This is a genomic window from Streptomyces sp. NPDC094034, assembly GCF_040303865.1.
Lineage (GTDB): Bacteria > Actinomycetota > Actinomycetes > Streptomycetales > Streptomycetaceae > Streptomyces.
In genome coordinates this window covers 189,527-197,040 of record NZ_JBEOUD010000010.1, presented here as the reverse complement: position 1 = coordinate 197,040, position 7,514 = coordinate 189,527, and the positions used below count along the sequence as shown (strand labels likewise).

The 7,514-nt window shown below is 67.8% G+C and carries 7 protein-coding genes; all 7 read right to left on the bottom strand.

The genetic code is table 11. The annotated features are described in order from the left end of the window. Positions 1 to 633: 633 nt before the first annotated feature. Positions 634 to 1,500, bottom strand: coding sequence for an alpha/beta fold hydrolase (locus ABTZ59_RS12720; protein WP_351395027.1), 867 nt, complete (start codon positions 1,498 to 1,500; stop codon positions 634 to 636). Between the two features lie 861 nt (positions 1,501 to 2,361). Beyond that, positions 2,362 to 2,964, bottom strand: coding sequence for a hypothetical protein (locus ABTZ59_RS12715; RefSeq protein WP_351395024.1), 603 nt, complete (start codon positions 2,962 to 2,964; stop codon positions 2,362 to 2,364). Positions 2,965 to 3,108: 144 nt separating this feature from the next. After that, entirely contained in the window at positions 3,109 to 3,897 is a 789-nt protein-coding gene (locus ABTZ59_RS12710; protein WP_351395022.1) for a succinate dehydrogenase iron-sulfur subunit, read from the bottom strand. Further along, a complete protein-coding gene (gene sdhA / locus ABTZ59_RS12705; RefSeq protein ID WP_351395019.1) occupies positions 3,897 to 5,651 on the bottom strand; it encodes a succinate dehydrogenase flavoprotein subunit in 1,755 nt (584 codons plus the stop codon). The genes ABTZ59_RS12710 and sdhA overlap by 1 nt, the downstream gene beginning before the upstream one ends. A 19-nt stretch (positions 5,652 to 5,670) precedes the next feature. Further along, entirely contained in the window at positions 5,671 to 6,162 is a 492-nt protein-coding gene (locus tag ABTZ59_RS12700) for a succinate dehydrogenase hydrophobic membrane anchor subunit (RefSeq protein ID WP_351395016.1), read from the bottom strand. Positions 6,163 to 6,172: 10 nt separating this feature from the next. Beyond that, positions 6,173 to 6,553, bottom strand: a complete 381-nt coding sequence (gene sdhC / locus ABTZ59_RS12695) for a succinate dehydrogenase, cytochrome b556 subunit (protein WP_308404834.1) — start codon at positions 6,551 to 6,553, stop codon at positions 6,173 to 6,175. Positions 6,554 to 6,748: 195 nt separating this feature from the next. Then, positions 6,749 to 7,231 carry a 2-oxo-4-hydroxy-4-carboxy-5-ureidoimidazoline decarboxylase gene (locus ABTZ59_RS12690; RefSeq protein WP_503002693.1) on the bottom strand — a complete coding sequence of 161 codons (483 nt, stop codon included), beginning with the start codon at positions 7,229 to 7,231 and terminating at the stop codon, positions 6,749 to 6,751. Positions 7,232 to 7,514 lie beyond the last annotated feature (283 nt).

The following is a 7,514-nucleotide window of genomic DNA, read 5'->3' as shown; positions in this document are numbered from 1 at the left end:
TTGCGGGTTGGGCGTCAAGGGCGCTCCTTCGTCGCGTCGGCTGCGCCGATTCCGCTTCGCTCCACCCTTGACACCCAACCCTCCACCGCAAGTGCTGCTTTGAGGGGGGCGGCCCGGGGGAGGGGTCCCCGGGGAAGCTCCCATGTTCCGGGGGCCGGATCCCGGCCTCGGGTCGGTGGGCCCTGCGGGGCTGCGCGGCAGTGGAGTGGGGCGGCCCGGCACCGGCTCAGCGAGTGGATGTGGGTGGGTTGTTGGGACTCATGCCCCGCTGGGGACAGTCCATTGACGGGTGCACCTGTAAGCAGGGGCGGACGAGCCTGCCACCTGCCCTCAATGTCCCATTTTGGAAGGGGCTTTGGGGGGTGCTCCGGCGGGTCATGCGTCCTGGCTTTATCGAGCAGTAGTGACGTCACTTGTCGATGAGTTTGGGAGGCGCCCCGGACCACGGTCGGGTGCTGTTGATGACTTTGGGAGGCATCGCGGTTCTTGTCAGGGCAGCATCGGGATGCTCTTGGTGAAAGCTGCTGGTCATGCCGCCTCGCCAGTACTCGCGCACGAGCCGAGGAGCCCGCCACGACCCGCGAACGTCGCTCAACGAATTCCAGCAACGGGGCAGGGGCAGGTTCCCCCTCCTCACCTTGCCTGAGGGGAAGGCCGAGTCCCGCCCGTGTTGCCGATAAGAGCAGCCACGTATTCGGGGTCTTCGTCAACCAGGAGATGGCCGTTGCCCGCGGCCACGTCAAGGTCGATACCGAGCCTCTTGCGCACGGCCGGACCGAGGCGCCGAGGCGGCAGGAAGGTGTCGTGCTCACCGCCGACGGCGCAGCGGCGTACAGTCGTTGGGGAGAGATCGGCGATCCCTGGGGATCCGCTTGAGCGGACGTGTCGCGCGATGAGCGTCATCCACTCAACGAGCTCAGCGCGAGGTTGGTGGCCGGGCGCGTGCATGGCTCGCAGGAGCCGGGCACTGCGTTTCGGTGTCGGACGCACGTACCAGGCGGCAGAGGCGGCCATCACGCTGGCGCTGACCCGCAGCCTCGCCAGCCCGCCTGGGCACACGAGGACTTGTCGCTCGATGCACGGCGAAGCGCACGAGACGGCGACAGCAGCGCCGAAAGAATGGCCCATGACGGTCACGGGCCCGGCCGACAATTCCTTCAGCGTCTCGCCCAGCCAAGCGCCATACCAGGACAGCCTGCCGCGAGAGGGCCCACGTTCTGCGGCACTGAGGCCAGGCTGCCCCGGGACGTCCACGAGTAAGACCCGATGGCCAGCGGTGACCAGAGCCGTCGCCAGCGGCAAGGAGGAAGCGGCATTGAAATTGGTGCCCGGGACGAACACCACCGTCGTCGGGCCGGAGCCCGCGGCCACTACGTGGGTGGGCACCTCCTTGACGGTCACCTTCATGCGTTCATGCGAAACCGTCCACCGATCAAGCTGATCAGTACACCAGCCTTGGATGGACTGCCGGCCCCTGGCACTGCGATAAATCGAACCCATCGAGTGAGTATGCCCCCTGTCAGAAGCAGCGCCACCGCTGCGCGCGGTGCCGTCATTTCTGCTCGACATCCGTGAGCCAGTTGATCACCAACTGCCTCCGGAACCTGTCGACAAACGCTGTTCCTAGAGATACACAAAGCCATGCGTCCTGAGTTCGGTTAACCGGGCCCCATGGCGCATCACCCCCTCCGACCGGCCCACTGGTCGCCTCACCGGTCACATCCGCCCCATTCCTCACGGTCCGGGGTGGGGGAGTGGCCGGGGTTGGTGCCCGGCTGTTGGGGTGTGTGGGTGGTGGGGTGGGTGTGACTCATGGGGCGATAGTGGGCCTGTCGGGGGTGGGGGTGTGCCGTGGAGACGACTTAGCCGAACCCAGGACGCATGACCCGCCCGGGGGCCCCGGAATGGCCCGCCAAACTGGGACATAGGGGGCGGGTGGCGAGTCCGTCCGCCTCAGGCAACAGGTGCACCCGTCAAGGGACTGTCACCAGCGGGGCATGAGTCCCGACCACTCCCCGACGGTCAGTCGCTTTGCCGGTGCCGGGCCGCCCCACTCCACTCCCGCGCAGCCCCGCAGGGTCCACCGGGCCGCAGGCCGGGAAAGAACCCGTCCCACGATCCCAGCCCCTCCGGGGACCCCTCCCCCCGGGCCGCCCCCCTCAAAGCTGCACTTGCGGTGGAGGGTTGGGGGTCAAGGGTGGGCGCAGCCCATCGGCTTGCCGACGCGACGAAGGAGCGCCCTTGATGCCCGGCCCGGAGCCGCGAAACTGAAACCTGAGGGGCGGCCCCCACCCGCCATCGAACGCACCGGGTGCCCCCGACTACCCCTCGGCACGTATTCACGAATCCAGCGCAGTTCGCTTACATCGCGCTGATCGACCGCGCGTAGCCGATCTGGCCCATCACCATCTGGAACGTGCCCGCGTTGTTGGCCGGGATCATCGTCGAGTGGTGCTTGCCGCCGCTGGTCACCGTGACCTGGATGAAGCCCGTCGTCGTCTTCTCCTTCATCAGGAGGAAGAGCAGCCCGAGCAGACAGAAGATGAAGAAGACGATGGCCAGGATGATGGCGTGCGTCGGGATCTTCTCCTCCGTGCGGGACATGTCCGTCGCGTTCCAGACCGCGCCCCTCAGGGGGAGCGTGCCCGACGGGGTGATGATCGAGTCGCCCACGACCGTGATGTCACCGATCGACACCAGCGGCGTTCCGGTGGCGCCCGCCGGCACCGGGGACGCCGCGCCGGACTGCGGATAGCCGTAGCCCGGGGCGGGGGTGGCGCCGGGATAGCCGTAGCCGGCGGTGGGGGCACCCGCCACTCCGTCGGCGAGCGTCGGGTTGGGGAAGTCGTACTCCGGTACGCCCGGCGCGCCGGTCGGCGGATTGCCCGGAGGAGTGCCCGGAGGAGTGCCCGGCGTCGGCCCCCACTTGTACTCGCCGTCCGCGTACGGATTGGGCTCAGTCATCTGTCATCTCCCCGTTCCCCTGGGCTTGTCGGCAGCCTCGATCCTGACACAGGAAGGGCTCGTTTCTGTATGACGTACCCACAGAAACGAGCCCCTCGGGCCCCAGCCGGGACCCAGCGCCGATCCGGCGCTCAGACCCGGCGCTCAGAAACGCCGCGTGATCAGCGCGCGCTTGACTTCCTGGATCGCCTTCGTGACCTCGATACCGCGCGGGCAGGCGTCCGTGCAGTTGAACGTCGTACGGCAACGCCACACGCCGTCCTTGTCGTTGAGGATCTCCAGGCGCTGCTCCCCGGCCTCGTCACGCGAGTCGAAGATGAAGCGGTGCGCGTTCACGATCGCGGCGGGGCCGAAGTACTGCCCGTCGTTCCAGAAGACCGGGCAGGACGATGTGCACGCCGCGCACAGGATGCACTTGGTGGTGTCGTCGAAGCGCTCGCGGTCCTCGGCGGACTGGAGCCGCTCACGCGTCGGCTCGTTGCCGCTGGTGACGAGGAAGGGCATCACATCGCGGTACGCCTGGAAGAACGGGTCCATGTCCACGATCAGGTCCTTGAGGACCGTGAGGCCCTTTATGGCCTCGATCGTGACCGGCTTGCTGACGGCCCCGGTCTTGTCCGTGGAGATGATGTCCTTGATCAGCGTCTTGCACGCCAGCCGGTTACGGCCGTTGATCCGCATCGCGTCGGAGCCGCAGATGCCGTGCGCGCAGGAGCGCCGGAAGGTGAGCGTGCCGTCGATGTCCCACTTGATCTTGTGGAGGGCGTCGAGTACCCGCTCCTTCGGATCGATGTCGATCCGGAAGTCTTCCCACTCGGCGTCGGCGGAGACCTCCGGGTTGAAGCGGCGGATCCGGAAGGTGACCGCGATGAGATGCGAGGAGGCGGAGTCCGCCTCCAGCGCCTCCAGCTTGTCCATGGTCGGGGTAGCCATCAGTACTTACGCTCCATCGGCTGGTAGCGGGTCTGGACGACCGGCTTGTAGTCGAGCCGGATCGACTCGGTGCCGTCGTCGCCCACCTCGCGGTACGCCATGGTGTGGCGCATGAAGTTGACGTCGTCGCGGTTCGGGTAGTCCTCGCGGTAGTGACCACCGCGCGATTCCTTGCGCGCCAGGGCCGAGGTCGCCATCACCTCGGCCAGGTCGAGCAGGTTGCCCAGCTCGATGGCCTCCAGCAGGTCCGTGTTGAACCGCTTGCCCTTGTCCTGGACGGACACGTTCAGATAGCGCTCGCGCAGCTCGGCGATCTTCGCGACCGCCGTCTTGATCGTCTGCTCGGTGCGGAACACCATTACATTGGCGTCCATGCACTCCTGGAGCTCCAGGCGCAGCGCGGCGACCCGCTCCTTGCCCGTGGAGTTCCGCAGCCGCTCGACCTGGGCCTCGACCAGCGACGCCGGGTTCTCGGGAAGCTCGACGTAGTCGTTCTTCGCCGCGTACTCGGCGGCGGCGATGCCCGAACGGCGTCCGAAGACATTGATGTCCAGCAGCGAGTTGGTGCCCAGCCGGTTGGCGCCGTGCACCGAGACGCAGGCGACCTCGCCGGCCGCGTACAGCCCGGGAACGACCGTCGTGTTGTCCGCGAGGACCTCGCCCTGGACGTTGGTGGGGATGCCGCCCATGGCGTAGTGCGCGGTCGGCTGGATCGGGATCGGGTCCGTGTACGGCTCGATGCCCAGGTACGTACGGGCGAACTCGGTGATGTCGGGCAGCTTGGCGTCCAGCTGCTCCGGCGGGAGGTGCGTCAGGTCCAGATAGACATGGTCGCCCTCGGGACCGCAGCCGCGGCCCTCGCGGATCTCCGTGTAGATGGAGCGCGAGACGACATCGCGCGAGGCGAGGTCCTTCATGACGGGCGCGTACTTCTCCATGAAGCGCTCGCCGTCCTTGTTGCGCAGGATGCCGCCCTCACCGCGGGCGCCCTCCGTGAGCAGGATGCCCATGCGCCAGATGCCCGTCGGGTGGAACTGGAAGAACTCCATGTCCTCCAGCGGCAGTCCGCGCCGGTAGCAGGCGGCCTGGCCGTCACCGGTCAGGGTGTGCGCGTTGGAGGTCACCTTGAAGAACTTGCCGGTGCCGCCGGACGCGTAGATGACCGACTTCGCCTGGAAGACATGGATCTCGCCGGTGGCCAGCTCGTACGCCACGACCCCGGCGGACACCTTGACGCCGTCGACCTCGGTCAGCAGCTGGTCCAGGACGTAGAACTCGTTGAAGAACTCCACGCCCTCCTTGACGCAGTTCTGGTACAGCGTCTGGAGGATCATGTGGCCCGTACGGTCCGCGGCGTAGCAGGACCGGCGGACCGGCGCCTCGCCGTGGTTACGGGAGTGACCGCCGAAGCGGCGCTGGTCGATGGTGCCGTCCGGGGTCCGGTTGAACGGCAGGCCCATCTTCTCCAGGTCGAGGACGGCGTCGATGGCCTCCTTCGCCAGGATCTCGGCGGCGTCCTGGTCGACCAGGTAGTCGCCGCCCTTGATCGTGTCGAAGGTGTGCCACTCCCAGTTGTCCTCCTCCACATTGGCGAGCGCGGCGGCCATGCCGCCCTGCGCGGCGCCCGTGTGGGACCGGGTCGGGTACAGCTTCGTCAGCACGGCGGTACGGCTGCGCTTGGTCGACTCGATGGCCGCGCGCATACCGGCGCCACCGGCGCCGACGATGACGGTGTCGTACTTATGGATCTTCATTGTCTCGTCAGCCCCGGCTTTAGCGGATGTTCGGGTCGAAGGTGAAGATCACCAGCGAGCCCAGAAGGATGGTGAACACCGTGGCGGTGTACAGCAGGCCCTTGAGCCACAGGCGCGTGTTGGCGCGCTCCGCGTAGTCGTTGATGATCGTACGGAGGCCATTCGCCCCGTGAAGCATCGCCAGCCACAGCATCAGCAGGTCCCAGGCCTGCCAGAACGGGGAGGCCCAGCGGCCGGCCACAAAGGCGAAGCCGATCTTGGACACGCCGCCGTCGAGCACCAGCTGGATCAGCAGATGACCGATGACCAGCACGACCAGCACGACGCCGGACAGCCGCATGAAGAGCCACGCGGCCATCTCGAAGTTGCCGCGGGTCGCCTTCGGGGTCTTGTTGGTCCGCTGGCGCGGCGCCTCGATGAGGGGCGCCGGGTGGTCGACGTCGTACGGGCTCTCGCTCTCGACGAAACCGATCGCGGAAGAGGTGTTGGTGACTGCGTTGTTGGAAGACATCGGCGGACTCTCAGCTCCCGAAGACTTCGCGCACGGCGTGGCCGAGCACGGGGTAGAGGGCGCCGACCATCAGGATGAACCAGATGCCCACGGCGGTCCACAGCATCTGCTTCTGGTAGCGCGGGCCCTTGGACCAGAAGTCCACGGCGATGACGCGCAGGCCGTTGAGTGCGTGGAAGAGGACGGCGGCCACAAGGCCGTACTCAAGCAGCGCCACGACCGGCGTCTTGTAGATGGCGACGGTGTCGTCGTACGCCTCGGGTGAGACACGGACGAGAGCGGTGTCCAGCACGTGTACGAACAGGAAGAAGAAGATGAGCACGCCGGTGACTCGATGAGCCACCCACGACCACATTCCTTCCCGGCCGCGGTACAGCGTTCCAGCCGGCACGGAAAAACCCTCCGGGAGCGGGGATCGGGGCCGGCCGCCATCTTCTACTCAATCAAGCACAGTGGTGTCGGTCGCGCCCGGCCGGGTACGGTCCACCGGCCCCGGCCATCGTAGCGACGACTTGTCGGTTCGTTCGCCCGGGGGCCCATAGGTGTGATCAAACAGGCAATCAAACAGCCACGGACGGGCTATCCATCAGCCAGAATGCCCGCTTCCGGCTATACAGTCCGCCGCGACCGGGGTAGTGGCGGCCGCTTCCGCTTCCGTGCGGAGGCCGGAAGCGAGCAGGCGGGTCAGCCGGCCGCGGGCGAGTCTGCGCAGCTCCTCGGCGGAGACGGATCTCTCGTGGTCCGGGTCGTGGGAGAGCCGGGCGCGGATCCCCGCCAGCACCTGGTCGAGGTACTCCTCCGGGCGGTGACCGTCGAGGCTGATCACGAAGGCGTGGCCGAAGCTGCTCTCGTACGCGGCGTGCGCGGCGCGCAGCGCGGTCCTGGCCGCGGCGGGCGCGCTGTGGGGCGGGCCCGAGGACGCCTCGGCGGCGAGCGCTTCGGCGAGGTCGGCGGGGGCGAGGTCGTAGCCGGCCTCGTCGGCGCCCGCGAGCAGTGAGTCGGCATCGTGGTACGGGCGGTGCGCGGCCATCCGCCGAGCCCAGCGGCGGCTGCCGCAGCAGGCGAGCAGCGCGGCCTCGGCGTCGCCCGGCGGGAGGGCGTTGAAACGGCGGAGGCCGAGGGCGAGGTCGGCGTCGGCGGGCCCGTTGGTGTGGTGGGTCGGGTGGCCGGTGTGGGACGCGCGGGACAGCGTGGGCTCCTCGAACGCGGCGGGACGGCTGCGGTGTGACAGAAGTAGTGCGGCATGCGCTGTGCGTGAGGTAACGCGAAGGGCGGACGCGGTGGGCGGACGCCCTGGGCGGATGAGAGGACATGCGTAAGGACATGCGTACGGAAAGACGAGATCGCGTGTG